The 24,712-nt window shown below is 52.9% G+C and carries 22 protein-coding genes; 8 read left to right on the forward strand and 14 right to left on the reverse strand.

The genetic code is table 11. The features are described 5' to 3' along the window. Window positions 1-76: 76 nt before the first annotated feature. Entirely contained in the window at window positions 77-1,462 is a 1,386-nt protein-coding gene (locus tag HV237_RS12080) for a NarK family nitrate/nitrite MFS transporter (RefSeq protein WP_047358146.1), read from the reverse strand. A gap of 212 nt (window positions 1,463-1,674) precedes the next feature. Then, window positions 1,675-2,253 carry a TetR family transcriptional regulator gene (locus HV237_RS12085; RefSeq protein ID WP_047358147.1) on the reverse strand — a complete coding sequence of 193 codons (579 nt, stop codon included), beginning with the start codon at window positions 2,251-2,253 and terminating at the stop codon, window positions 1,675-1,677. A 117-nt stretch (window positions 2,254-2,370) separates the two neighbouring features. Here HV237_RS12085 and HV237_RS12090 point away from each other — a divergent pair, with 117 nt between their 5' ends. Continuing rightward, window positions 2,371-3,858, forward strand: coding sequence for an MFS transporter (locus HV237_RS12090; protein WP_181541830.1), 1,488 nt, complete (start codon window positions 2,371-2,373; stop codon window positions 3,856-3,858). Here the strand turns inward: HV237_RS12090 and HV237_RS12095 are convergent, their stop codons facing one another. The 3 genes from HV237_RS12095 to yddG form a co-directional block, all read right to left on the reverse strand. Further along, complete coding sequence (locus tag HV237_RS12095; RefSeq protein WP_087121860.1) at window positions 3,859-4,239, reverse strand: GFA family protein; 381 nt, start codon at window positions 4,237-4,239, stop codon at window positions 3,859-3,861. It lies immediately after the preceding gene. Between the two features lie 143 nt (window positions 4,240-4,382). After that, window positions 4,383-5,477 carry a porin OmpD gene (gene ompD / locus HV237_RS12100; RefSeq protein WP_131350773.1) on the reverse strand — a complete coding sequence of 365 codons (1,095 nt, stop codon included), beginning with the start codon at window positions 5,475-5,477 and terminating at the stop codon, window positions 4,383-4,385. Between the two features lie 459 nt (window positions 5,478-5,936). After that, window positions 5,937-6,818, reverse strand: coding sequence for an aromatic amino acid efflux DMT transporter YddG (gene yddG / locus HV237_RS12105; protein WP_016156546.1), 882 nt, complete (start codon window positions 6,816-6,818; stop codon window positions 5,937-5,939). Between the two features lie 287 nt (window positions 6,819-7,105). Here yddG and fdnG point away from each other — a divergent pair, with 287 nt between their 5' ends. The 5 genes from fdnG to HV237_RS12130 all read left to right on the forward strand — a co-directional run bounded on the left by fdnG (window position 7,106) and on the right by HV237_RS12130 (window position 13,139). Then, window positions 7,106-10,153: a formate dehydrogenase-N subunit alpha gene (fdnG, locus tag HV237_RS12110; protein ID WP_135107982.1), complete on the forward strand. Its 3,048-nt coding sequence runs from the start codon at window positions 7,106-7,108 to the stop codon at window positions 10,151-10,153. Window positions 10,154-10,166: 13 nt separating this feature from the next. Continuing rightward, complete coding sequence (fdnH, locus tag HV237_RS12115) at window positions 10,167-11,051, forward strand: formate dehydrogenase N subunit beta (protein ID WP_047359248.1); 885 nt, start codon at window positions 10,167-10,169, stop codon at window positions 11,049-11,051. Next, entirely contained in the window at window positions 11,044-11,700 is a 657-nt protein-coding gene (gene fdnI / locus HV237_RS12120; protein WP_016153106.1) for a formate dehydrogenase-N subunit gamma, read from the forward strand. The genes fdnH and fdnI overlap by 8 nt, the downstream gene beginning before the upstream one ends. A gap of 194 nt (window positions 11,701-11,894) precedes the next feature. After that, entirely contained in the window at window positions 11,895-12,353 is a 459-nt protein-coding gene (gene tnpA / locus HV237_RS12125; protein WP_079778750.1) for an IS200/IS605 family transposase, read from the forward strand. 186 nt (window positions 12,354-12,539) lie between these two features. Then, a complete protein-coding gene (locus tag HV237_RS12130; protein WP_046276368.1) occupies window positions 12,540-13,139 on the forward strand; it encodes an inorganic diphosphatase in 600 nt (199 codons plus the stop codon). 70 nt (window positions 13,140-13,209) lie between these two features. Here HV237_RS12130 and HV237_RS12135 read toward each other — a convergent pair whose 3' ends face one another. The 3 genes from HV237_RS12135 to sra all read right to left on the reverse strand — a co-directional run bounded on the left by HV237_RS12135 (window position 13,210) and on the right by sra (window position 17,252). Then, a complete protein-coding gene (locus HV237_RS12135; protein WP_047359113.1) occupies window positions 13,210-14,925 on the reverse strand; it encodes an ABC-F family ATP-binding cassette domain-containing protein in 1,716 nt (571 codons plus the stop codon). Between the two features lie 309 nt (window positions 14,926-15,234). Next, window positions 15,235-16,932 carry a malate dehydrogenase gene (maeA, locus tag HV237_RS12140; protein WP_016153104.1) on the reverse strand — a complete coding sequence of 566 codons (1,698 nt, stop codon included), beginning with the start codon at window positions 16,930-16,932 and terminating at the stop codon, window positions 15,235-15,237. Window positions 16,933-17,111: 179 nt separating this feature from the next. Continuing rightward, window positions 17,112-17,252 carry a stationary-phase-induced ribosome-associated protein gene (sra, locus tag HV237_RS12145; protein ID WP_006684530.1) on the reverse strand — a complete coding sequence of 47 codons (141 nt, stop codon included), beginning with the start codon at window positions 17,250-17,252 and terminating at the stop codon, window positions 17,112-17,114. 227 nt (window positions 17,253-17,479) lie between these two features. On the opposite strand from sra, the gene HV237_RS12150 reads away from it, so the two are divergent. After that, complete coding sequence (locus tag HV237_RS12150; protein WP_047359112.1) at window positions 17,480-17,911, forward strand: OsmC family protein; 432 nt, start codon at window positions 17,480-17,482, stop codon at window positions 17,909-17,911. A gap of 47 nt (window positions 17,912-17,958) precedes the next feature. Here the strand turns inward: HV237_RS12150 and HV237_RS12155 are convergent, their stop codons facing one another. Genes HV237_RS12155 through HV237_RS12180 form a run of 6 tightly spaced genes read right to left on the reverse strand, consistent with a single transcriptional unit; the run spans window position 17,959 to window position 23,674 of the window. Beyond that, window positions 17,959-18,729 carry a 3-hydroxybutyrate dehydrogenase gene (locus HV237_RS12155; RefSeq protein ID WP_047359111.1) on the reverse strand — a complete coding sequence of 257 codons (771 nt, stop codon included), beginning with the start codon at window positions 18,727-18,729 and terminating at the stop codon, window positions 17,959-17,961. Window positions 18,730-18,740: 11 nt separating this feature from the next. Beyond that, window positions 18,741-20,135 carry a GntP family permease gene (locus HV237_RS12160; RefSeq protein WP_200012206.1) on the reverse strand — a complete coding sequence of 465 codons (1,395 nt, stop codon included), beginning with the start codon at window positions 20,133-20,135 and terminating at the stop codon, window positions 18,741-18,743. A gap of 43 nt (window positions 20,136-20,178) precedes the next feature. Further along, window positions 20,179-21,102 carry a 3-hydroxyacyl-CoA dehydrogenase family protein gene (locus tag HV237_RS12165; RefSeq protein WP_047359109.1) on the reverse strand — a complete coding sequence of 308 codons (924 nt, stop codon included), beginning with the start codon at window positions 21,100-21,102 and terminating at the stop codon, window positions 20,179-20,181. Then, window positions 21,092-22,297 carry an acetyl-CoA C-acetyltransferase gene (locus HV237_RS12170; protein ID WP_047359108.1) on the reverse strand — a complete coding sequence of 402 codons (1,206 nt, stop codon included), beginning with the start codon at window positions 22,295-22,297 and terminating at the stop codon, window positions 21,092-21,094. Before HV237_RS12170 ends, HV237_RS12165 begins: the two co-directional genes overlap by 11 nt. A gap of 10 nt (window positions 22,298-22,307) precedes the next feature. Further along, on the reverse strand, window positions 22,308-22,964 hold the full coding sequence (locus tag HV237_RS12175; protein ID WP_016153097.1) for a CoA transferase subunit B: 657 nt from the start codon (window positions 22,962-22,964) through the stop codon (window positions 22,308-22,310). A 2-nt stretch (window positions 22,965-22,966) separates the two neighbouring features. Beyond that, window positions 22,967-23,674, reverse strand: coding sequence for a CoA transferase subunit A (locus HV237_RS12180; protein ID WP_016153096.1), 708 nt, complete (start codon window positions 23,672-23,674; stop codon window positions 22,967-22,969). Window positions 23,675-23,816: 142 nt separating this feature from the next. Here HV237_RS12180 and HV237_RS12185 point away from each other — a divergent pair, with 142 nt between their 5' ends. Continuing rightward, complete coding sequence (locus HV237_RS12185) at window positions 23,817-24,707, forward strand: LysR family transcriptional regulator (protein WP_047359107.1); 891 nt, start codon at window positions 23,817-23,819, stop codon at window positions 24,705-24,707. Window positions 24,708-24,712: the final 5 nt, after the last annotated feature.

Consider the following 24,712-nt stretch of genomic DNA (forward strand, 5'->3'; position numbering starts at 1 on the left):
ATCGAACGGTAGGCCGGATGGCGGTTAACGCCTTATCCGGCCTATCGAACTGTCCGATCCTGCGGTATCCATTTTGTTATTTTTTTTGTGATTTACGGCCATAGACCAGCCAGGTCACCAGCACGCAGACGATGTAAAACACGAGGAATATTTTCATTGCGCCCACCGGAGAGCCGGTCAGCGCCAGCGATGAACCAAACGCTTTGGGGATGAAGAAGCCCCCCACAGCGCCAATAGCAGAGATGAATCCCAGGGCGGCAGCGGTATCGGTTACCGCCTCACGTTGGGCCTGTTCTTCAGTACCGCCGTGCAGCTTGACCCGGTATATGGTGATTTTGCGAAAGATCACCGCGATCATCTGGAAGGTTGAGCCGCTTCCCAGACCCGCAGTCAGGAACAAGCCCATAAACACCAGGTAGAAGGCGACAAAGTTTCCTTCGCCTGACCCAGGCAGGGTGAGGAACAGCAGGGCGCTAAACAACGCCATAAAGATGAAGTTAATTAACGTGACGCGCACACCACCGAATTTGTCAGAGATCACGCCGCCTGCCGATCGCGCAAGAGCGCCGATGAAGGGGCCGAAGAACGCCAGTTGCAGGATATTCACGTCCGGGAACTGAGTTTTCGCCAGCATGGCAAAGCCTGCCGAAAAGCCGATAAATGAACCGAAGGTGGCGAGATACAGCAGGCTTAATAACCACAGATGAAAACGTTTGAGGACCGGCAACTGGGAAGCAATTGAGGCCTTCGAACTGGCAATATCGTTCATTCCCATGCCTGCTGCTAAGGTGGCTATCAGCAGTAACGGAACCCAAATCCATGCGGCATTGGCCAGCGACAATAACGAGCCGTCGGCCTGCGGTACGCCCTGTACGCCCAAAAAGGTAAAGATAGGCAGAAAGATCACCAGCGGCGCGATCAACTGCATCACGCTGACGCCAAGGTTGCCGAGACCACCGTTAACGCCTAATGCGCTGCCTTGTTTCGCTTTGGGGAAGAAAAAGCTGATATTACCCATGCTGGAGGCAAAGTTTGCGCCCGCAAAACCACACATCAGCGCAATGATAATAAATACGCCAAACGGAGTAGCGTTATTTTGCACGGCAAAACCGAGCCAGACGCAGGGAATAACCAGAATAATCGTGCTAAAAATGGTCCACCGGCGCCCACCAAATATAGGTACCATAAAGGAGTAGGGGACGCGCAATATTGCGCCAGAAAGAGAAGGCAATGCTGTTAATAAAAACAGTTGGTCAGTGGTGAAATTAAAACCAATTTTATTCAGATTGACGGCCACGGCGCTGAACAACATCCAGACGCAGAACGCCAGCAACAGACAACTTACTGATATCCAGAGGTTTCTGCGTGCAATATGCTTACCTTTGTTTTCCCAAAAGGCGGGGTTCTCCGGTTTCCAGTCAGTTAAAAGATAACGATTATTTTTCTCATTTGATGCTGACATATTATTCTCCATGCCCATGCCGTTCATGAAAAAGAAATAAACGCACACAGCGCCGCGCGAGTTCTTTTTAGAAACTATTGAAAAGTTTTGGGAATATTGACTGAAAGAATAGATAAAAAAGCGCAATAACGCGGCGTGATGAGGGAATTACATGTTGCTTAAGTGTTACCAATTGTAAAAATAAAAGATGTATTATTAATTCATCTGTAACATCAATTAACTAACTCTAACGTAATCATACGATCCAAATGGCGCACGAATGCAGGGTCGGCCATTTCCTCAATGCCTAAGACATAGATGCCATCCAGGCCGCAAACCAATGCGATTAAGCGCCAGGCCACCTCGGCCGCATCCGGTATTGCTGAGAATTCACCTGCACTCTGTCCTTGAGTGATGATAGCGGCGGTTTCTTCATGCCACATCCGCATGGTTAGCAGGTAGGCGCTTTTGATTTCCGGATCTTTATCCGCCAGGACCTGCGCTTCGCGCCACAGTTTAATGTAGGGTTCGAACCCGCCATCTTCGCTGCCCAACATAGCATGCAGTCGTTCGCGGAAGCTGGCGTTATCACTGACCTGTTCGGCATCCAGAAGGGTCCGTATCAGTTGCACAAAAGCGAGGGATTTTAACTCACCCGCAGAGGTAAAGTGATGGTGTACCTGCCCGGTGGACACCTGAGCTTCCGTGGCAATACGCCGCACCGTCATCGCAGTAAATCCTTCCTCAAGCGCGACACGCATGGCCGCTTGCAGAATAACTTCCCGACGTTCGTCCCGATTCAGATAGCTCATCTTTCCTCCTGTACCCGTATAGCACGCAGTCTAACAAAAAGTTGGACATACGTTCAAATTTCCGTAGGATCGCTAAAGCTGGACACGTGTCCAGTTTCAGTTTCGTTAGGGAGTTTTATGTTTCGTCAGTGGTTAACGTTAGTCATTATTGTACTGGTCTACATCCCTGTTGCGATTGATGCAACGGTGCTGCACGTTGCCGCGCCCACGCTGAGTATGACGCTGGGTGCCAGTGGTAACGAGCTGCTGTGGATCATTGATATTTATTCTCTGGTAATGGCCGGAATGGTATTGCCAATGGGCGCGCTGGGCGATCGTATTGGCTTTAAACGTCTGTTGCTGTTAGGGGGCGGATTATTTGGTCTCGCATCGCTGGCCGCTGCCTTTGCCCACAGCGCGGGTTGGCTGATTGCCACTCGGGCTGTATTGGCGATTGGGGCGGCGATGATTGTTCCGGCAACGCTTGCGGGTATTCGCGCCACATTCGCTGAGCAACGGCATCGCAATATGGCGCTCGGTGTCTGGGCTGCCGTGGGTTCCGGCGGTGCGGCATTTGGCCCACTGGTTGGTGGAATGCTGCTGGAGCACTTCTACTGGGGATCCGTATTCTTAATTAATGTACCGATTGTCCTGGTGGTGATGGCCTTAACCGCACGTTTAGTGCCGCGCCAGGCCGGACGTCGCGATCAGTCGTTAAATTTCGGTCATGCGATAATGCTGATTGTCGCCATTCTGCTGCTGGTTTACAGCGCTAAAACCGCGCTGAAAGGGCATACGGCGACCGCTGCCATTGCGTTGACGCTGTTAACCGGCGCGTTACTGTTGTGGCAGTTTGTCCGCATTCAGCTCGCTGCTTCCCGCCCGATGATTGATATGCGGCTGTTCACGCATCGTATCATCTTAAGCGGCGTTGTGATGGCGATGACCGCCATGATAACTCTGGTGGGTTTCGAGTTACTGATGGCTCAGGAGCTACAGTTTGTTCATGGTTTAACACCGTATCAGGCGGGAGTGTTTATGCTGCCGGTGATGCTGGCAAGCGGCTTCAGCGGACCCATTGCCGGTATGCTGGTGTCACGCCTGGGATTACGTTGTGTGGCAACGGCGGGTATGGCGCTTAGCGCCGTCAGTTTTTACGGCCTGGCGATGACAGATTTCAGTACTCAGCAGATTCAAGCCTGGATATTAATGGCTTTGCTCGGTTTCAGCGCCGCCAGTGCGCTGCTGGCCTCGACGGCGGCTATCATGGCGGCAGCCCCGGCAGAAAAAGCCGCAGCCGCGGGCGCCATTGAGACAATGGCTTATGAACTGGGGGCCGGGCTTGGGATCGCTATCTTTGGTTTGTTGTTGAGCCGCAGCTTTTCAGCCTCGATTCTGCCGCCTGTCGGACTTAATCCACAGGAGATAGAACGAGCCTCATCGTCAATGGGTGAGGCGGTGCAACTGGCGCACTCGCTCCCGCCGTCGCTGAGTGAGGCGTTGCTGTCGGCTGCTAAAGAAGCCTTTACCTGGTCGCACAGCGTGGCCTTAAGCAGCGCCGGCAGCATGCTTATCGTATTAGCGGTAGGAATGTGGTTCAGTCTGGCAAAGGTACAGCGTCAATAACTAATGGGCTAAATGACAGGGGTAATCCATCTCTTCGACTTCTTTCCCACTCAGTCGAGCGTATTGCCCCGTCAGCCTCCAGAACGCAGGCTGTGTTTCCGTATAGATCTCTGCCGCTAAAACCAGGCGGCGGCGATCCACCTCATTCAGCTCCAGCAGCGTCCACGGCACAAAATAACGATCGCTACCCGTTAGGGTAAACCACAGCGGGCACCCGCAACCGGAACAGAAAAAACGTTCACCACGATTTGAAGATGGGAAGTGCGAAGGTTCTGCTGAATCCGGCGACATCAGCGGCTGAGCGCTGGCTTCCAGATACATAGCGATGCCACCTGACCACTTCTGGCACAGCGTACAATGACAGGCATAGACATCCAGCATTTCGACGTCGACGGTAAAATGACTCTGCCCGCAAAGACAACGACCAGTGAATGTCTGCACGGCATACTCCTTATGACCGAGTCTACATTAAGAGAAAAAGCCAGCCCTGGAAGGACTGGCTTTGTATTCAGACTACAACAAAATTAGAACTGGTAGTTCAGACCAACAGCAACGATGTTGTCAGTGCTTACACCGGCAGCTCTTGTGAAGTTGTTGGCATCCAGCAGGTTGATTTTGTAATCAACGAAGGTGGACATGTTTTTGTTGAAGTAGTAGGTAGCACCCAGGTCTACGTATTCAACCAGATCCTGGTCGCCGTAACCGTTGATGTCTTTACCTTTAGACTTCAGGTAAGCAACGGACGGACGCAGACCGAAGTCGAACTGGTACTGAGCAACAGCTTCAAAGTTCTGTGCTTTATTTGCAATACCGATGATCTCAGTACCTTTAACAGTACCACCAAAGGTAGTCATGTTACGGGTTTCGGAGTAGGTGGTTGCCAGGTAGATGTTGTTCGCATCATATTTCAGGCCAGCAGCCCAAACTTCAGCGTTCTTACCGTCAGCTTTGAACTGACCGCTGTGGTTGTTCTGGGAGTCAGTACGGTCAGATTTCGCATAGGCTGCACCTACGCCGAAGCCATCGTACTCATAGGTAGTTGACAGACCGAAGCCGTCGCCGTTAGCTTCTTTGTCGGCGCTACGATCGTTTTTACCCTGGTACTGCAGGGCAAAGTTCAGACCTTCGACCAGACCGAAGAAGTCGGTGTTACGGTAGGTTGCAACGCCAGTAGTACGACCAGTCATGAAGACGTCAGTCTGGGTCCAGGTATCGCCACCGAACTCTGGCAGAACGTCGGTCCATGCGCCGATGTCGTAAGCTACGCCGTAGTTACGACCGTAGTCAAAAGAACCGTATTCAGCGAATTTCAGACCAGCGAATGCCAGACGGGTTTTATCTTTGTCGGAACCCTGATTTTCAGAACGGTTGCCTTTAAATTCATATTCCCACTGACCAAAACCAACCAGTTGGTCGTTGATCTGAGTTTCGCCTTTGAAGCCCAGACGCGCGTAAGTTTTGTCGCCATCGCTGCTGGTATCGTTAGAGAAGTAGTGTTGAGCGTGAACTTTACCGTACAGGTCCAGTTTGTTTGCGTCTTTGTTATATACCTCAGCTGCGTTTACCGCACCTGCCGCCAACAGGCTAGTCACTGCCACTGCAACTAATTTAAGTTTCATTCTAAATAATCCTTATAATTATTTCTTGGTGTGTTTCCTAAACCATTGCTAAACGAAGGGGTTCGTCAATGGCAAACCATTTTTAAATGACGCAGTGGTATAAGTTCAATAATAAGTTTCATAATATTGCGAAATATTTGAAGTTGTGTGATCCAGATCTACATAATATAGCTGATTGTATTAATCTTAATATGTGACAGATCGGAATGGGTATATTTACATGGGGAACTATTGTGCAGGCTATGATTTAAATGGCGTTAGTTTCGCAGGTGTAATATATACATGTGAAGATATATAGATGACCGAGTAATACTTTCGGGTGTTAATTAATTTCCATGCATTTAACATTTAATTAAACAAATATAAACATAAACCGCAGTGGAATGAACAATTATTATTCATTAAATTGTCTAAAGTATAGCCGGATTTTATTTGTTTGTGATAAAACCCGACTTTTTTTCAGGCACGGCGCGTTGCCAGCCAGCAAAGCAGAGACCCCGCGCAGACCATCAGCGCTCCTTGCCAGAAGGATAGTGACAGCGGGGCACTGAGCAACACTGCCGCCAGCGCAGAGGACAGCACTGGAGTAAAATAAGATCCGACGGCCATAACGGTCACGTTGCCATGCAAAATGCCAATATTCCACGCGGCATAGGCAAATCCTAACGTTAATGCTGCAGTGAACATTTTAATCGTCACCGAAGTGCTGAAAACCATTTCCGGTTGAGGCGTAATAAAATAGTAAACCCACAAACTTGCCGCCGTTAGTAAAACGAACACGGTGATACCGTTAAAACCTTTTGCATATTTATTGGTCACCGTGCAATACGTTGCCCAGATAAAAGCGCCGAGAAAGGCGAGGAAATAGCTAAGCGGACTGCTGGCAACATTGCTGATAATTTCTCCAGGATTAAGACCGTTTTCGCCCCCCAACACCCAACAAACCCCGGTCAATGCGATGATTAATCCGGGAATCACCAACCAGGTTGTTTTTTGGCCATTAAATAAGATGGCGAATAATATTGTCAGACTTGGCCAGAGATAATTGACCATACCGACTTCAATAGCCTGGTGACGAGTGGCGGCATAGCCCAGGGCCAGCGCTAAACATATTTCATAGCTAACAAAAAGCACGCTGCCGGCGATTAAATATCGCACAGGAATTTTTCTGATATTTGGGAATCCGACGGTAAATATCAGCAACAGGCCGCTTAATGTAAAAATCATCGCCGCGCCGCCTGCCGGCCCCAGTCCTTCGCTTACCCCACGAATAAGCCCGACCATCGTGCTCCAGAGCACGATGGCAATAAGCCCAATTAACGTTGCTTTTTGTTTTGTCATGCTGATTGTCTGTCCATGGTACTGGCAAAAATTAAGCTGAAATGTATAGCACCTTTACACCGTAGCGCGCTAATTAATTCCCTTTTGTCTACTCCCTTATGGGTACAAAGGTTAAGCGAAGTGCACTATTTAGTAGCGGAACCGTTTCGTTATTGATTTGACGCAAAAAAAATATGGATATAGCTGATAGTTTCGTCGCGAAGTTGTACATGTCATCTTTCAATCATGCCGCGCTGGCGCAATTTGAGAGATTTCCTGTACGAATCCCTGCAAAAAAGAGGAAAGCAATGGACGTCAGCCGCAGACAATTTTTTAAAATCTGCGCGGGCGGTATGGCGGGAACAACAGTAGCCGCTCTGGGTTTTGCACCCAAAATGGCACTGGCTCAGGCGCGAAACTATAAGCTGTTGCGCGCCAAAGAGATCCGAAACACCTGCACATACTGTTCCGTAGGTTGCGGGCTATTAATGTATAGCCTGGGAGATGGAGCAAAAAACGCCAAAGAGTCGATTTACCATATTGAAGGGGATCCAGATCATCCGGTGAGCCGTGGGGCATTATGCCCTAAGGGCGCAGGATTACTGGATTACGTGCACAGTGAAAACCGTCTGCGTTACCCGGAATATCGCGCTCCAGGCTCCGAAAAATGGCAGCGTATCAGCTGGGATGAGGCTTTCACCCGTATCGCGAAGCTGATGAAAACTGACCGCGACGCCAACTTTATTGAGAAGAATGAGCAGGGCGTAACGGTAAACCGCTGGCTTTCTACCGGGATGCTGTGCGCATCTGCGGCAAGTAATGAAACCGGCATGCTGACGCAAAAATTTGTGCGCTCACTCGGCATGCTGGCAGTAGACAACCAGGCGCGCGTCTGACACGGACCAACGGTAGCAAGTCTTGCTCCAACATTTGGTCGCGGTGCGATGACCAACCACTGGGTTGATATTAAAAACGCCAACGTCGTGATGGTGATGGGCGGTAACGCCGCTGAAGCACATCCGGTGGGATTCCGCTGGGCGATGGAAGCTAAAAACAACAATGATGCCACGCTAATTGTTGTTGACCCCCGTTTTACACGTACAGCCTCGGTAGCGGATATTTACGCGCCAATTCGTTCCGGCACGGACATTACGTTCCTGTCCGGCGTCTTGCTGTATCTGATTGAAAACAACAAAATCAACGCTGAATACGTTAAGCATTACACCAACGCCAGCCTGCTGGTGCGGGATGATTTTGCTTTTGAAGACGGCCTGTTCAGCGGTTACGACGCGAAAAAACGCCAATACGATAAATCGTCCTGGAACTACCAGTTCGATGAAAACGGCTACGCGAAACGCGATGAAACGTTAACCCATCCTCGCTGTGTCTGGAATCTGCTAAAACAGCACGTTTCCCGCTACACGCCGGATGTGGTGGAAAACATCTGCGGTACGCCAAAAGAAGACTTCCTGAAAGTTTGCGAAGTGCTGGCTTCTACCAGCGCAGCGGATCGCACCACCACGTTCCTGTATGCGCTGGGCTGGACACAGCATACCGTCGGGGCGCAGAACATCCGTACCATGGCGATGATCCAGTTGCTGCTCGGCAACATGGGGATGGCAGGTGGCGGGGTCAACGCTTTACGCGGTCACTCCAACATTCAGGGTTTAACCGACTTAGGGCTGCTCTCTACCAGTCTGCCAGGCTACCTGACGCTGCCGTCAGAGAAACAGGCCGATCTGCAAACCTATCTGGCTGCTAACACGCCAAAAGCGACGTTGGCCGATCAGGTGAACTACTGGGGCAACTACCCAAAATTCTTCGTCAGCCTGATGAAATCTTTCTACGGCAATGCGGCGCAGAAAGAAAACGACTGGGGCTTTGAGTGGCTGCCGAAGTGGGATCAGTCCTACGACGTCATCAAATACTTCAACATGATGGATAGCGGGAAAGTCACCGGCTACATCTGTCAGGGCTTTAACCCGGTCGCGTCCTTCCCGGACAAAAACAAAGTGGTGCAGTGCCTGAGCAAACTGAAGTATCTGGTGATTATCGATCCGCTGGTGACTGAAACCTCAACGTTCTGGCAGAACCACGGCGAATCAAACGACGTTGATCCGGCTTCTATTCAGACCGAAGTCTTCCGTTTGCCATCCACCTGCTTTGCGGAAGAGGACGGCTCCATCGCCAACTCCGGTCGCTGGCTGCAGTGGCACTGGAAAGGTCAGGATGCCCCGGGTGAAGCCCGCAACGACGGCGAAATTCTGGCCGGTATTTATCACCGTCTGCGCGACATGTATCGCACTGAAGGCGGTAAAGCCGTAGAACCCGTGCTGAAAATGAGCTGGAACTATAAGCAGCCGGACGAACCGCACTCCGAGGAAGTGGCAAAAGAGAACAACGGCTATGCGCTGGAAGATCTCTATGATGCCAACGGTGTGCTGGTTGCGAAGAAAGGCCAGTTACTCAGCAGCTTTGCGCTTCTGCGCGATGATGGGTCTACGTCATCGTCCTGCTGGATTTATACCGGTAGCTGGACCGAGCAGGGCAACCAGATGGCCAATCGCGATAACGCCGACCCGTCAGGTCTCGGTAATACGCTGGGCTGGGCCTGGGCATGGCCGTTAAACCGTCGCGTGTTGTATAACCGCGCTTCGGCGGACCCGCAAGGTAAGCCATGGGATCCAAAACGCATGCTGATCCAGTGGAACGGCACGAAGTGGACGGGGAACGATATCCCGGACTTCAACACCGCAGCACCGGGCAGTGGCACCAATCCGTTTATTATGCAGCCGGAAGGGCTGGGTCGTCTGTTCGCTATCGATAAGATGGCGGAAGGTCCGTTCCCGGAACACTACGAGCCGATGGAAACGCCGCTGGGTACGAACCCGCTGCATCCGAACGTGATCTCCAACCCGGCAGCGCGTCTGTACGAAGCGGATAAGTTACGCATGGGCACGAAACAGGACTTCCCGTACGTCGGGACGACCTATCGTCTGACCGAACATTTCCATACCTGGACCAAGCACGCATTGCTGAATGCGATTGCCCAGCCAGAGCAGTTTGTGGAAATCAGCGAAACGCTGGCGGCAGCGAAGGGGATCTCCAACGGTGATCACGTCAAAGTTAGCAGCAAGCGTGGATTTATTCGCGCAGTTGCCGTGGTTACCCGTCGTCTGCGTACTCTGCACGTCAACGGTCAGCAGGTTGAAACGGTTGGGATCCCGATCCACTGGGGCTTTGAAGGAGTCGCGCGTAAAGGCTATATCGCCAACACCCTGACGCCGAATGTCGGTGATGCAAACTCGCAAACGCCGGAATACAAAGCGTTTTTAGTTAACATCGAGAAGGCGTAAGGGAGGCGAACATATGTCTATGGAAACGCAGGACATCATCAAACGGTCCGCAACAAACGCCATCACGCCGCCGCCTCAGGCCCGTGATTACAAATCTGAGGTCGCGAAGCTGATCGACGTTTCCACCTGCATAGGCTGTAAGGCCTGTCAGGTGGCATGCTCAGAGTGGAATGATATCCGCGATGAAGTCGGCCACTGCGTCGGGGTGTATGACAACCCTGCCGATCTTAGCGCCAAGTCCTGGACGGTGATGCGGTTTACCGAAACCGAACAGAACGGCAAACTCGAGTGGTTGATTCGTAAAGACGGCTGTATGCACTGTGAAGATCCGGGCTGCCTGAAGGCATGCCCGTCTGCCGGGGCTATCATCCAGTACGCCAACGGGATTGTTGATTTTCAGTCAGAGCACTGCATTGGCTGCGGCTACTGTATTGCCGGGTGTCCATTTAATATTCCGCGCCTCAATAAAGAGGATAACCGCGTATATAAATGTACGCTTTGTGTGGACCGCGTCAGCGTCGGGCAGGAACCTGCCTGCGTGAAGACCTGTCCGACCGGGGCAATCCATTTCGGCACCAAGCAGGAAATGCTGGAAATGGGCGAACAGCGTGTGGCAAAACTGAAAGCACGCGGTTATGAACATGCCGGTGTCTACAACCCGGAAGGTGTGGGTGGCACGCACGTGATGTACGTTCTGCATCATGCCAACCAGCCGGAGCTGTATCACGGCCTGCCGAAAGAACCGCAGATCGATACCTCTATCAATCTGTGGAAAGGGGCGCTGAAACCGCTGGCCGCTGCCGGATTTATCGCCACCTTCGCCGGACTGATTTACCACTACATTGGTATCGGTCCGAATAAGGAAGTGGACGACGACGAGGAGGATCATCATGAGTAAGTCGAAAATGATTGTGCGCACGAAGTTTATCGACCGCGCCTGTCACTGGACGGTGGTGATCTGCTTCTTCCTGGTGGCGTTGTCGGGGATTTCGTTTTTCTTCCCGACTCTGCAATGGCTGACGCAGACCTTCGGTACGCCGCAGATGGGGCGCATTTTGCACCCGTTCTTCGGACTGCTGATCTTCGTGGCGCTGATGTTCATGTTTGTACGCTTTGTTCACCACAACATCCCGGATAAAAAAGATATCCCGTGGCTGAAAAACATTGTGGAAGTGCTGAAAGGCAATGAACACAAAGTGGCGGACGTGGGTAAGTACAATGCCGGACAGAAAATGATGTTCTGGTCGATCATGAGCATGATTTTCGTGCTGCTGATCACCGGCATCATTATCTGGCGTCCATACTTTGCGCAGTTCTTCCCGATGCAGGTCGTGCGCTATAGCCTGCTTATCCATGCGGCTGCGGGGATTATCCTGATGCACGCCATCCTCATCCACATGTATATGGCATTCTGGGTGAAAGGATCGATTAAAGGCATGGTCGAAGGGAAAGTGAGCCGTCGCTGGGCGAAGAAACATCACCCACGCTGGTATCGCGAAGTTGAACGACAAGAAGCGAAAAAAGAGAGCGAGGAAGGGGTTAACTAACTCCTGACGTGCCCTGATCGTAATGGCGCTACACCTGTAGCGCCATTTTTTGTGCACAGAAAACCCCCAGCTAGGCTGGGGGTTCCGGAAAGCTTTCAGCTTTGGGCCAGTTATTAAAACCCCTTTTGATTTGTTAAAACACATTGCGGTCTGGCAACTGCAAATGTTTAACAAGAAATCAAAAGGGGGTCCCAATGGGGGACGAAAAGAGCTTAGCGCACACCCGATGGAACTGTAAATATCACATAGTTTTTGCGCCCAAATACCGAAGACAAGCATTCTACGGTGAGAAACGCAGGGCGATAGGCAGCATCTTAAGAAAGCTGTGTGAGTGGAAAAACGTGCGGATCCTGGAAGCGGAATGCTGTGCGGATCATATCCATATGCTTGTGGAAATCCCACCCAAAATGAGCGTATCCGGCTTTATGGGGTATCTGAAAGGGAAAAGCAGTCTGATGCTGTATGAACAGTTTGGGGATATGAAATTCAAGTACAGGAATAGAGAGTTCTGGTGCCGGGGATACTACGTAGATACGGTGGGTAAGAACACGGTGAAGATACAGGAATACATAAAGCACCAGCTTGCAGAAGATAAAATGGGTGAGCAGTTATCGATCCCTTATGCGGGTAGCCCGTTTACGGGCCGTAAGTAACGAAGTCTGATGCAAATGTCAGATCGTATGCGCCTGTTAGGGCGCGGCTGGTAACAGAGCCTTATAGGCGCATCCGAAAAACCTCCGGCTATGCCGGAGGATATTTATTGCCAAAAAAACGTCATGTTTCTGTCATCTGCTGAACGTAAGGTATTGTCTTTCCAATAATAGAAGAGTTAAAAGACAATGCATCTGGTGAAAAAATTACTCGCAGTCAGCGTGTTTCTTTGTGCGTCCGCTCAGGCGCAGAACATCCTCGAATTTCCTCAACCGGAAAATAACCCTGAAGAGTTTTATGCCGTAACCGAAATCCCGGCAGGTGGAATGATTAAATATGAAACTGACGCCAAAACCGGTTTTATCGTGGCCGATCGCTTCCAGTCAATGCCGGTTGCCTATCCCGCCAACTACGGTTCACTAACCCAGTCTTTAGCCGGTGACGGCGATCCGCTGGATGTTATCTTTTATACCCGTGCGCCGCTGGCCCCGGGAACGTTGATTAAGCTGCGGGCTATAGGCGTACTGAAGATGATTGACGGCGGTGAAAAGGACGATAAAATTGTCGCCGTTCCGGCCAGCAAAATTGACCCCACTTATGACAACATCAAAGAGTTGAGCGACCTGCCTAAGATTGAAGTTCAACGTCTGGAGTCTTTCTTCCGCGTGTACAAAGATCTGCCGGAAGGGCGCAAGAAGGTCGAATTAAACGGTTTCAATGACGCCGCTACGGCAAAGCAAGAGATCAAGCAGGCCTGGGATGCCTGGAAAGAGAAAAAACCGCAATAACAAAAGATAAGCCGGATGACGGGCCTACACGCGCATTTTGCTGACGTAGGCTGCCATCCGGCAATACGGTTTACTCCAGTTGTGAGTTCAGGCGCTCAATCTCCTCACGCCATTGCGCCTGTAACAGCGGCTTTTGATGTTTCGGCTTGCGGGCAAGATCGTCAGCCAGACGCTGCTCCAGCTCAAGAAGTTGTTCCAGCAATCCATCGCTGTCACCGCTTATTTCGACTCTCGCAACGACCACCGTTTTGGGAACGGTTATCTCCGAGGATGTTTCCCGAATACGCGCATTGACCGCGTCCAGATCGTGCCATTCACTGAGTTCGCCCTTGTCGATCAACCAAAACCGGTTACAGCTTTGGCTGATAAGCTGACGGTCGTGACTGACCAACAACACGCCGCCGTTATAGCTTTGCAGCGTTTCTGCCAACGCCTCTTTACCTTCCAGATCCAGATGGTTGGTCGGTTCATCGAGCATCAGCAGGCTGTAGCGCGCAAGCGTTAGCCCAACAAACAACAGCCGGGAGCGCTCACCGCCGCTTAGGGAACTGATCCGCTGCGCGTGACGAACCCACGGAAAACCCGCGCTAATCAGCGCCATTTTGCGGATATCAGGCTGCGGAGCAAACGGCTCCAGCGCGTCAAATAACGAATCGTTATCTGCGAGTTGGTGCAGCGTCTGGTCGTAATACCCCAACGTAACGCGCGGGTGCAACACCAGTGAAGGTGATGCCAGTTGTGAGTGAAACTGTTGCCAGATAAGCCTTAACAACGATGATTTCCCACAACCGTTGCGCCCGACAATCGCCACGCGATCGCCGCTTTTTAACCGGAGACCGGCAATGGAAAACAGCGTATCAGCGTCGGGAACAGGGGCCACGGACAGATTAGTCATCTCCAGCAAACGATCCGCACGCAGGGCATCTCCCTGCAATGTTAGTGTCCACTGACTTCCTGACGTCACTTCAGTCTGTACCTCTTTCAGGCGCTGTACCTGTTTTTCCATCTGCTTGGCCTTGCGGGAAAGATCTTCGTTGTCGTAGACCCGCCCCCAGGTAGCCAGCCGTTTGGCGCTGGCGGTCACCCGGTCTATCTCCTTTTGCTCAGCCTTATGGCGCAGAGCATCGCTGATGTCTCTTTCTGCCAGAGCCTGACGCGCCGCGCTACAAGGCAGATCGAAGGCATGGAGAGTTCGATCGCGCAGGATCCAGGTTCCGTGAGTCACCGCGTCTAACAGTTGCGGGTCGTGGGAAACCACCACAAAACTGCCAGACCAGTTTTGTAAGAACTGTTCCAGCCACAATAATGTTGGCAAGTCCAGGTGGTTACCCGGCTCATCCAGCAGCAGCAGGTCAGGGTTTCGCATCAGCGCCCGCGCCAATAACAGACGCGTGTGTTGGCCGCCGCTCAGCGTGTGTGCTGTCAGAGATAAATTCTCCGGCGTGAACCCCATTTCAGCGAGCAGTGCTTCAACTCGCCACTGCTGACCTGCGCGTTCATGCTCGGGCAGTTGAGCCAGAACGGCTTCCTGCAGCGTGAGCGGCAGTATTTCGTCTGGGAGATGTTGTTCTACACGGGCGAGATGGCAGTGATTTGCCTGCGCGATAACCCCACGGGTCGGCGAAATTGTGCCATCGAGCAGTTTTAACAGCGTGCTTTTGCCGCAGCCGTTGTAACCGATAAGCCCGATGCGGTCGCCTTTTTTCAGGGTAAAGGAAAGATCGTCGAATAGCGTGCCGAATGCCGTATCAACGTGTAAGGATTGTGCGGTTAGTAATGTGCTCATTGTTGCTTACTCAAGAGTTACAGGCGTAAAAACGCCTCGTCAAACATCGCTGACGATAACCCGGTAAGCCCGAGAGAAGGGGATTTAGAAGTTAGCTTCGCTCAAGCAGAAGTTATCGCAGCACGATACCGATAACGCTTGAGCACTGGCGATCGCCAAAAGCATGTGAAACGATAAAACGTTCACAGTACAGCATAAGTATCCTCCTTTTGTTATTCAGAATGTTAATCGGTAGCGAAAGTGTAATCGTAAGTCACGCAGTCGCGCAAGTTCTGAGCGCCCGGCAGCAGAGTGCCGCCGGGCAAACCGTCAGATAGAGGTACGACGGTAGTCGCGGTATTCTGCCTGCCAGAAGTTATCGTCAATCGCCTGTTGCAGCGCTTCGGCGGAGGTTTTCACCGCCACGCCTTGCTGCTGGGCCATTTTACCGACGGCAAACGCGATGGCGCGGGAAACGGTCTGAATATCTTTCAGCTCAGGTAACACCAGTCCTTCGCCGTTAAGCACCAGCGGTGAATACTGCGCCAGCGTTTCACTGGCTGACATCAGCATTTCATCGGTGATACGCGATGCGCCAGAAGCAATTACCCCCAGACCAATTCCCGGGAAGATATAGGCATTGTTACATTGGGCAATGGGATAGATTTTCTCTTTCCACAGTACCGGTGCGAACGGGCTACCGGTCGCAACCAGCGCGTTACCCTCGGTCCAGGCGATAATATCCTGTGGCGTGGCTTCTACGCGGGAAGTCGGGTTAGACAGCGGCATGACGATCGGACGCGGGCAATGCTTATGCATTTCGCGAATGATCTCTTCGGTAAACAGGCCGGTCTGTCCGGAAACACCAATCAGGATGTCCGGCTTAACGTTGCGTACCACATCGAGTAACGACAGCACATCTTCTTGCGTATCCCAGTGCTGCAGATTTTCGCGTTTTTGCACCAGTTTGGTCTGGAAAGAGAGCAGGTTCGGCATCTTATCGGTTAACAGGCCGAAGCGATCGACCATAAACACGCGTTGACGCGCCGCTTCTTCGCTTAAACCTTCACGCTGGATTTGCGCGATGATCTGCTCGGCAATTCCGCAACCGGCGGAACCTGCCCCGAGGAAGACAATGTTCTGTTCGCTTAACTGGCTACCGGCCGCACGGCTGGCCGCAATCAGCGTGCCAACGGTCACCGCAGCGGTACCCTGAATATCGTCGTTAAACGAGCAAATTTCATCGCGATAGCGGGTCAACAGCGGCATGGCGTTTTTCTGTGCGAAATCTTCAAACTGCAACAGCACGTCCGGCCAGCGATGCTTCACAGCCTGGATGAATTCATCGACAAATTCGTAGTATTCATCATCGGTGATACGCGGATTACGCCAGCCCATATACAGCGGATCGTTGAGCAGTTGCTGGTTGTTGGTTCCGACGTCCAGTACCACCGGCAGGGTGTAGGCCGGGCTGATCCCACCACACGCGGTATACAGCGACAGTTTACCGATTGGAATACCCATCCCGCCGATCCCCTGATCGCCAAGACCCAAAATACGTTCCCCATCGGTGACAACGATGACCTTGATATTGTGGTTAGGGACGTTTTGCAGGATATCGTCCATATTGTGGCGGTTCTGATAAGAGATAAACACGCCGCGCGCGCGACGATAAATCTCGGAGAAACGCTCACAGGCCGCGCCGACCGTTGGGGTATAGATAACTGGCATCATCTCATCAAGGTGATTATGCACCAGCCGGTAAAACAGGGTTTCGTTGGTGTCCTGGATGTTGCGCAGGTAAATATGTTTATCGATTTCGGTTTTAAATCCCTGATATTGGATCCAGGCGCGTTCAGCCTGTTCTTCAATCGTCTCGACCACTTCCGGCAGTAACCCCAGCAGGTTGAAGTTACGGCGTTCTTCCGCACTGAAAGCACTCCCTTTATTCAGTAAAGGGAATTCCAGCAGAACCGGGCCAGCGTAGGGGATGTAAAGGGAACGCAGTTTTTTAGTTTCGTTTTCCATGTCACTCACTCTTTTTTGAATAACCGTCCCTGGCACTCTTTATGATCGTATGTGGCCTGTCCGCCAGGGAAACGGCCGAAGTATAAAGCATTGTGAATGGGTTAAGGGGTTTTATAAGCAAAAACACCATTGCGGTTGCAATGGTGTTTATCTCGTTATTCAGTCAGACGTGCGAAAGGCTATTTGCCGTCAGCGCGGCGCTTTCTTCCGGTAGGATTATTGACCACGTTGGTTTTGTCACCTTCGGTCACGACTTTGCGTTGATTTGAGATTTTGTGGTCCAGTCCGAGAATATGACGGGCCTGACGGTTCGATTTCATTCTAACTCCTTAATCCTGTTACTGGTTTCAAGGGCGAGTCCGTATGAGAACGGACGAAATACAACCTGATAGAAAGCCGATGTTGAAAATAGCGGCTTTCTGGATGGTCGGTCATTTCAACTGAAAGGTCAATGCTTAAGCGGCAAATGAGAACTATCCCGTATGTGCCATGCTTTTTCTCAGCCGTCCTATACTTGTAACTCCAACGACAACACAGGAGAGCGGTAATGACTATCCATAAGAAAGGTCAGGCACACTGGGAAGGCGACATTAAGCGCGGTAAAGGTACCGTGTCGACCGAAAGTGGGGTGTTGAATCAGCAACCGTATGGGTTTAATACCCGATTTGAAGGGGCGAAAGGCACCAATCCTGAAGAGTTGATTGGCGCGGCGCATGCAGCCTGCTTCTCAATGGCGCTTTCGCTCATGCTGGGCGAAGCGGGTTTTACCCCAGATGCAATTGATACCACTGCCGATGTTTCTCTGGATAAAGTGGATGCCGGATTTGCTATCACCAAAGTCGCGCTACACAGTCAGGTGAGCGTCCCGGGGATAGATGCCGCCACGTTTGACGGCATCATCCAGAAAGCAAAAGCCGGCTGCCCGGTATCACAGGTACTGAACGCGGAAATTACGCTGGATTATCAGTTAACATCGTAAAGAAGGTGTGCCGGATGCGACGGGGTCTTATCCGGCACCAGATATCTTTATTGCGCCACCCAGCCGCCATCCATATTCCACGCCACACCACGCACCTGCGACGCCCCGTCTGAGCACAAAAATAGCGCAAGCTCACCCAACTGTTGCGGCGTGACGAATTCGCGCGACGGCTGTTTTTCCGCCAGCAGGGCGTCACGCGCGGCGTCAGGCTCAGCGCCTTCGGCAATACGTTTATCGATTTGCTGCTGGACCAACGGCGTAAGTACCCAACCGGGGCACAGCGCATTGCAGGTAATACCCGTCTGCGCGGTCTCCAGCGCAATGGTTTTGGTTAATCCCACCACGCCGTGCTTCGCCGCCACATAGGCGGATTTCTCTTTTGAGGCCACCAGACCATGAACAGAAGCGATATTGATGATGCGTCCCCAGTTACGCGTTCGCATGCCGGGAAGCGCCAGGCGCGTGGTGTGAAAGACAGAAGAGAGGTTAATGGCGATAATCGCGTTCCATTTATCAACCGGGAAGGTCTCCACCGGTGAAACATGCTGGATCCCGGCATTGTTGACCAGAATATCCACCCCGCCAAATTCGCTATCGGCATAGCGCATCATGTCGGCAATTTGCGCTTCATCGCTCAGGTCCGCGCCATGATAGCCTGGCGTTTTGCCATATTGTGCAATGGCATCTTTGGCGGCTTCCACATCACCAAATCCGTTAAGGATCAGGGTAGCGCCCGCTTGCGCCAGCACCTGTGCGATGCCTAATCCAATACCGCTGGTAGAGCCGGTAACCAGAGCGGTTTTTCCCGTTAAGTTCATGATGATTCTCCTTAAACAATTCCGGTGGTGTAGAAGACGCCGATAACAAACAGCACGGCCAGACTTTTAATTACGGTAATGGCGAATATCCCGCCGTACGCCTGACGATGGCTAAGACCGGTTATGGCCAGCAGGGTAATGACCGCACCGTTATGTGGCAGGGTATCCATACCACCACTGGCCATTGACGCCACGCGGTGGAAGACCTCGAGGGGAATATTGGCGGCATGGGCGGCGGCAATAAAAGTGTCAGACATGGCGGCGAGGGCAATACTCATCCCGCCAGACGCTGAACCGGTGATCCCGGCAAGCGTAGTGATACTGATAGCCTCATTGAGCAGCGGGTCGGGAATGGCCGCCAGCGCTTTTGACAGCACAAGGAAACCTGGCAGGGCGGCGATCACTGCGCCAAAACCGTATTCTGATGCGGTGTTCATGGCCGCGAGGATCGCGCCGCCAACCGCCGTTCGGCTCCCTTCCGCCAGGCGACCTTTAATGTTGCGATAGCCGAAGAGCACCACCAGCAGGATCCCAGAAATCAGCGCCGCTTCTACCGCCCAGATAGCGGTGATTTTACCGACTTCGGTGGTAATCGGTTTGACAAGGCCCGGAAGTTCCAATTGATGCGTAGCGCCATACCATTGCGGGATCCAGTGGGTAAATAGTAGGTTAAAAACGCCAACCAGGATCAGCGGAGAGATAGCAATTATCGGGTTCGGCAGGTTAATGTTATCCGGCGTTTCCGGCTCGTTTAACAGTTCAGTGCCGTACCCTTCATTCTTTGCCTGCGCTTTACGACGCTGGCGCTCGAGATAAACCAGACCGACAACGATGATAAACAGAGAGCCGATCAAACCCAGCCAGGGCGCGGCCCAGGCGTTAGTTCCAAAGAAGCTGGTCGGAATAATGTTCTGGATCTGCGGCGTGCCTGGCAGAGCGTCCATGGTGAAGGAAAACGCGCCCAGCGCAACGGTGGCCGGGATCAGGCGCTTCGGAATATTACTCTGACGGAACAGCTCCGCTGCAAATGGATACACCGCAAATGCCACCACGAACAGCGATACGCCGCCGTAGGTCAACAGTGCACACACCAGCACAATCACAGGGATGGCGTGACGACGCCCGAGAATGTTGATGGCGGCGGCAACGATGGAGCGAGAAAAACCCGATAACTCGATTAACTTGCCAAACACAGCGCCCAGTAAGAACACCGGGAAGTAAAGCTTCACAAAACCGACCATTTTTTCCATAAACAGGCCGGTGAAGGCAGGGCCGACGGCGCTGGGTTCGGTGAGCAATACAGCACCTAATGCCGCGATGGGGGCAAACAGGATGACGCTATATCCGCGATAGGCTGCCAGCATCAGCAGGCCCAACGCTGCCAGGGCGATTAATACACTCATCATGACTCCTCAATATCATTGTTATAGTGGGGTACAGAAAGAGAAGTTACGGTTTCAGGGCAAAGCGCAGCTGATGCTCTCTGCGTTGCTGGATATATTCCTTGCGCGAATCATCCCAGCGATAAAATCCCTGACCGCTGCGCAAACCGGTATCACCGTTAGCAACCTTGTCAGCGACCAGAGACATCATGTCGCTCCCGGTCGCCAGCTCCGGTAGCAGATGCCGACAAATGTCCTGTACCGTAGAAAGTCCGGTCATATCCGCCGCCTCCAGCGGACCGACCATCGCATAGCGACGACCAAGCGAGGCGCGCATTACCTGATCCACCACCTCTGCGCTGGCGATCCCGCTTTTTACGATATGCAACGCTTCACGCAGCAGAGCGAACTGCAGGCGATTACCGACAAACCCCGGCGCGGCGCGGTCGAGCACAACGGCTTCCAGCTGCATCGAAAGCAGCAGATGTTGCAGTTCCTGCAGATATTCCGGCTTCGTGGCCGTGCCGGGTACAATCTCAACCAGTGGAATAAAATGCGGCGGGTGCCAGAAATGGGCGATTAACAACCGCTCAGGATGGGCGAGCTTCTCTGCCAGCGCATCCGGCGGCAGGCCGCTGGTGTTACTGGCAATGACGGCCTCAGGCGCGATCAGTGCTTCCAGTTGTGCATACAACGCGTGCTTGAGTTCGAGTCGCTCCGGGATGGCTTCGATCAGTAACCCGCACGCGGCGATATCTTGCAGTGAGGTAGTGCCATGCAGACGACTCACAGCCTGTTCTTTGTCGTTTTTAGGAAACTGTTCGGTGGCAATCAGTTCATCCAGAATACCGCTGGCAACTGCGCCAATGTCTGCAATACGGTTGCTATCGGTGTCGTACAGCCAGACATCGTGACCATAACGGACGAAGTGGGTGGCAATACCGACACCCATTAAACCCGCGCCCAGTACGCAGATATGCTTACTTTTCATGAGATACCTCCTGCGGGCGCTCAACCGCCAGCGCCACCCCCTGACCGCCGCCTACGCACAGCGTAGCCAGCCCTTTGGCTGCGTTACGGCGGGCCATTTCGTGCAGCAAAGTCACCAGAATTCGGCAACCTGACGCGCCAATGGGATGGCCCAGCGCAATCGCGCCGCCGTTTACGTTCACCCGATCGCTGTCCCAGTTCAGGGATTCGCCAACCGCCAGCGCTTGCGCGGCAAAGGCTTCATTGGCTTCAATGAGATCGACATCATTCAACGTCCAGCCAGCTCGCTTCAGGCACTGAAGTGATGCCTCTACCGGCCCAATGCCCATAATCGCAGGGTCGACGCCGGAGACAGCGTAGCCCGCCACTCTGGCAAGAACCGGCAGATTGAGTTCTGCTGCTTTGGCGGCGCTCATCAACATCACCGCGGCGGCGCCATCGTTGATTGAAGAGGCATTCCCGGCGGTCACCGTGCCGTTACCAGGGCGAAACGCTGGTTTAAGCTGCGCCAGCTTTTCAGCCTGCGTATCCGGACGAGGCTGTTCGTCACGATCCACGACACGCGGCGGTTTTTTGCCCTGTGGGACGCTGACTGGCGTGATTTCCGCGCTAAAACGACCGGCTTCAATGGCGGCGGCCGCTTTTTGCTGTGAGCGCAGGGCAAAGGCGTCCTGCTGCTCGCGACCGATCACGAACTTATCCGCCAGATTTTCCGCGGTAATCCCCATGTGATAGTCGTTAAACGCATCCCACAGACCGTCATGCACCACGCTGTCTTTCATGCTGGCATGACCGAGCCGCAGTCCCGCCCGGGCGCCGTCGAGGAAATAGGGTGCATTGCTCATGCTCTCCTGCCCACCGGCAATCACAATTTGCGCATCGCCGCAGCGAATCGACTGGACCGCCTGATGCACCGCCTTCATGCCCGAGCCGCACACCAGATTCAGGGTTAACGCGGGCGTGGTGACCGGCAGTCCTGCGCGTAACGCTGTTTGCCTGGCAGGGTTCTGGCCGCAGCCTGCCGTCAGAACCTGGCCGAAGATCACTTCATCAATTTGCTCAGGTGCCACGGCGGTTTTTTCCAGCAGCGCACGGATCACCACTGAACCTAGTTCAACCGCGGAAAGCGGCGCCAGCGCGCCATGAAAACTGCCAATTGGGGTGCGCGTTGCCGCGACAATAACAACATCCTGCATGGTCAGCTCCTCAGCTAAAGTGCATTTCGGGGACATTTTCGGGAACGATCAGCTTGCCGGCGGTTCTGGCGACAATCTCATCCACGCTGATGCCCGGCGCTCGCTCGCGCAGAATGAACGCCCCATCGGCAATCTCCAGCAGCGCCAGATCGGTAAGCACGCGTTTAATACAGGCCACGCCGGTCAGCGGCAGGGTGCAGGCGGGAAGCAGTTTCGACTCGCCGCTTTTAGAGGCATGCGTCATCACCACGATGATGTTGTCGGCTCCGGCAACCAAATCCATCGCGCCGCCCATGCCTTTCACCATTTTTCCGGGGATCATCCATGAGGCGATATTGCCGTTAACATCCACTTCAAACGCGCCGAGCACCGTCAGGTCGACGTGACCGCCGCGGATCATGGCGAAGGATTGCGCCGAGTCGAAGATTGCCGCGCCTTTGCGCGCCGTCACGGTCTGTTTCCCGGCGTTGATCATGTCAGCATCAATTTCGTCTTCCGTAGGAAACGGGCCCATGCCCAGCAAGCCGTTTTCCGATTGCAGCATTACGTCCATGCCTTCAGGAATGTAGTTCGCCACCAGAGTAGGAATACCAATCCCGAGGTTGACGTAATAACCGTCTCGCAGTTCGCGGGCGACACGCATCGCCATTTGTTCACGCGTTAACATGGTCAGGCTCCTTTCTGGCGCAGGGTGCGTTGTTCAATACGTTTTTCAAACTGCCCCTGGATAATGCGGTTAACGTAAATTCCGGGGGTGTGAATTGCGGCGGGGTCCAGCTCTCCGGGAGGGACAATTTCTTCAACTTCCACGACGGTAATACGCCCAGCGGCAGCCATCAGCGGATTAAAATTTTGTGCGGTGTGGCGATAAATAACGTTGCCGTACCAGTCGGCTTTCCAGCCTTTAACCAACGCAAAATCACCGGTTATCGCCTGCTCTAAGATGTAAGGGCGTCCGGCAAACTCGCGAACCTCTTTCCCTTGCGCGACCGGGGTTCCGTATCCGGTCGCGGTAAAGAATGCCGGGATCCCCGCGCCTCCCGCGCGCAACTGCTCTGCCAGCGTGCCTTGCGGCGTCAGGATAGCTTCCAGTTCACCGCTGAGAACCTGCTGCTCAAACAGGGCGTTTTCACCTACATAAGATGCGACCACTTTGCGTACCTGGCGCGTTTCCAGCAGAACGCCAAGGCCAAAACCATCCACGCCGCAGTTGTTTGACACAACCGTAAGCCCCTGAACCTCCCGACGGCGTACTTCGGCAATCAGGTTCTCAGGGATCCCACATAAGCCAAAACCGCCCGCCAGCAGCGTCATGTTATCGGTCAGTCCTTCCAGCGCCTCTTGATAGGTGGCAACCCGTTTATCCAGTCCAGCCATACACTTGCCCCTCCTGTTGTCCTTGCCGACATCATTGGGGGTGAAAAATGATTTGTTAATTTTAAATTTGTGACTCACTCATTGGGTTTTTTTATCAATTTAATGTTAATTAAAGGTATTCAACAAGTTAAAGGAATGAGAAATGGGAATGAGCATCAAACAGTTACGCGCGTTTTTAGCGGTAGCTCACACTCTGAATTTTGCTCATGCCAGTGAAAGACTGAATATGTCGCAACCCGCTTTAAGCCTGGCGATTAAAGGACTGGAGGATTCACTGGGCGGGGCGTTACTGTTGAGAACCACCCGCAAAGTGACCCTGACGCAGGAGGGAGAAACGCTGCTCAACATGGGGCGACAGCTGCTGGCGGACTGGGAGAATACGGAAGAGGCAATGCGTCAGCGCTTTACGCTGCAGCGCGGGAAAATCTCTATTGCCGCCATGCCCTCATTCGCCGCTAACGTCCTGCCATCGGTACTGAAAACGTTTCGTGATTCCTACTCCGGGATCAACGTAACGGTACATGACGTGATTAACGAACAAGTGATTGAGATGGTCAGTGAAGGGCGGGTGGAGATGGGCATTGCCTTTGAGCCGGACTCTTCAGGGCATCTGCATTTCACCCCGCTCGGCGTGGATCGTTTTATCGCGATTGTTCCGCCGACATGCAAACTGGCGGGCCGGGATCGTATTGCGTGGCGCGAATTGCTGACGCTGGATTTTATCACCCTGCAACGTCCTTCCGCCGTGCGCCTGATGCTGGAACAACAGCTGGTGCAAAGTGGGCATACGCTGGAGGTGGCGCTGGAGAGCCATCAACTGGTGACGGTTGGTCGCCTGGTGGCGAGCGGACTGGGCGGCAGCGCCGTGCCCGCATTGTGCCGCACGCAAATGACAGAGCTGGGCGCAACCTGTATCGATCTGGATACGCCGGTGATCCAGCGTCGGATCGGCGTTTTGCGTTCGGCGCATCATAAGTTATCTACCGCTTCTGAAGTGCTGGTGGATTCCCTGAAAAAGGCGTATTGCACCTGACCCTC

It is taken from the genome of Citrobacter sp. RHBSTW-00570 (assembly GCF_013739755.1).
In the GTDB taxonomy this organism is placed as follows: Bacteria; Pseudomonadota; Gammaproteobacteria; order Enterobacterales; family Enterobacteriaceae; genus Citrobacter; species Citrobacter braakii.

Coding starts and splice junctions, on each gene's coding strand:
- HV237_RS12080 (WP_047358146.1), bottom strand. CDS start 1,462: ATGTCAGCATCAAATGAGAAAAATAATCGTTATCTTTTAACTGACTGG.
- HV237_RS12085 (WP_047358147.1), bottom strand. CDS start 2,253: ATGAGCTATCTGAATCGGGACGAACGTCGGGAAGTTATTCTGCAAGCG.
- HV237_RS12090 (WP_181541830.1), top strand. CDS start 2,371: ATGTTTCGTCAGTGGTTAACGTTAGTCATTATTGTACTGGTCTACATC.
- HV237_RS12095 (WP_087121860.1), bottom strand. CDS start 4,239: ATGCTGGATGTCTATGCCTGTCATTGTACGCTGTGCCAGAAGTGGTCA.
- ompD (WP_131350773.1), bottom strand. CDS start 5,477: ATGAAACTTAAATTAGTTGCAGTGGCAGTGACTAGCCTGTTGGCGGCA.
- yddG (WP_016156546.1), bottom strand. CDS start 6,818: ATGACAAAACAAAAAGCAACGTTAATTGGGCTTATTGCCATCGTGCTC.
- fdnH (WP_047359248.1), top strand. CDS start 10,167: ATGTCTATGGAAACGCAGGACATCATCAAACGGTCCGCAACAAACGCC.
- fdnI (WP_016153106.1), top strand. CDS start 11,044: ATGAGTAAGTCGAAAATGATTGTGCGCACGAAGTTTATCGACCGCGCC.
- tnpA (WP_079778750.1), top strand. CDS start 11,895: ATGGGGGACGAAAAGAGCTTAGCGCACACCCGATGGAACTGTAAATAT.
- HV237_RS12130 (WP_046276368.1), top strand. CDS start 12,540: ATGCATCTGGTGAAAAAATTACTCGCAGTCAGCGTGTTTCTTTGTGCG.
- HV237_RS12135 (WP_047359113.1), bottom strand. CDS start 14,925: ATGAGCACATTACTAACCGCACAATCCTTACACGTTGATACGGCATTC.
- maeA (WP_016153104.1), bottom strand. CDS start 16,932: ATGGAAAACGAAACTAAAAAACTGCGTTCCCTTTACATCCCCTACGCT.
- sra (WP_006684530.1), bottom strand. CDS start 17,252: ATGAAATCGAACCGTCAGGCCCGTCATATTCTCGGACTGGACCACAAA.
- HV237_RS12150 (WP_047359112.1), top strand. CDS start 17,480: ATGACTATCCATAAGAAAGGTCAGGCACACTGGGAAGGCGACATTAAG.
- HV237_RS12155 (WP_047359111.1), bottom strand. CDS start 18,729: ATGAACTTAACGGGAAAAACCGCTCTGGTTACCGGCTCTACCAGCGGT.
- HV237_RS12160 (WP_200012206.1), bottom strand. CDS start 20,135: ATGATGAGTGTATTAATCGCCCTGGCAGCGTTGGGCCTGCTGATGCTG.
- HV237_RS12165 (WP_047359109.1), bottom strand. CDS start 21,102: ATGAAAAGTAAGCATATCTGCGTACTGGGCGCGGGTTTAATGGGTGTC.
- HV237_RS12170 (WP_047359108.1), bottom strand. CDS start 22,297: ATGCAGGATGTTGTTATTGTCGCGGCAACGCGCACCCCAATTGGCAGT.
- HV237_RS12175 (WP_016153097.1), bottom strand. CDS start 22,964: ATGTTAACGCGTGAACAAATGGCGATGCGTGTCGCCCGCGAACTGCGA.
- HV237_RS12180 (WP_016153096.1), bottom strand. CDS start 23,674: ATGGCTGGACTGGATAAACGGGTTGCCACCTATCAAGAGGCGCTGGAA.
- HV237_RS12185 (WP_047359107.1), top strand. CDS start 23,817: ATGGGAATGAGCATCAAACAGTTACGCGCGTTTTTAGCGGTAGCTCAC.